General features: G+C 32.5%; 1 protein-coding gene. It reads left to right on the forward strand.

Annotated elements, in window-relative coordinates; all coding sequences use genetic code 11:
• Positions 1–244: 244 nt before the first annotated feature.
• Positions 245–577 (forward strand): hypothetical protein, encoded by a 333-nt coding sequence (locus ACFILY_RS09605; RefSeq protein ID WP_375626997.1) that lies wholly within the window; start codon positions 245–247, stop codon positions 575–577.
• The last annotated feature ends 156 nt before the right edge of the window (positions 578–733 follow it).

Raw genomic sequence — 733 nt, forward strand, 5'->3', positions numbered from 1 at the left:
GTATAATTCCGCCTTTACCCTCTCGCTTTTCAAAGGGGTAAGTCCATTTATAAACAGCAGACACATGGCATTGAGAAATCAACGACACACGTTTTGCACCACCTAAATATTTTATAATCATAACTGCTGGAGTAATCATGTAATCCAAAATTTCTGTCATATATTTACGTATTACGCAAATATAAGCAAAATTTTCGTAATACGCAATATTGATTATTTAATAATTTTAAGAGAGAAAAATAAAATGGATTTTCAAAAGCTAATAAAAATGTGGATTAATGAAAAATTAAATGAAATGGGGCATGGAAGCCGTAAGGCTTTAGGGCAACATTTAGGATTGAGTCCATCATCTATTACGCGCTTATTATCGATTGATGACTCTGACTCTAAAGCCTACCGTGATATCACCGCAGAAGAGCTAGTGAAGCTACACAGTTTCTTTAAGGAGTATCCTCCGTATCCGGCTTTAAGCAAGATAGATCAAGATTTTTATGATCTATATTCGTCTTGCAATGAAGAAGAACGGAGGGCAGTTTTAGCGTTTCTTCATACTTTAATCGAATCAAAAAAGCGATAACTGCTGTTTTTTCTTCATTTGACAATTGTAAAAATTTTCTTTTGGCAGTCTTATAACCTTTCATAAAATCTCCAAATATCTATAAAAACACACTAATCTTTAGATGAATACTCATAAAATAATTTTCGTTATACGGTATTTTTATGTTGACATTAC

The organism is Bartonella sp. CL25QHWL (assembly GCF_042195335.1).
Taxonomy (GTDB): domain Bacteria; phylum Pseudomonadota; class Alphaproteobacteria; order Rhizobiales; family Rhizobiaceae; genus Bartonella.

Excerpts from the sequence above, each read along its gene's own strand:
- ACFILY_RS09605 (WP_375626997.1), top strand. The coding sequence starts at position 245 with ATGGATTTTCAAAAGCTAATAAAAATGTGGATTAATGAAAAATTAAAT.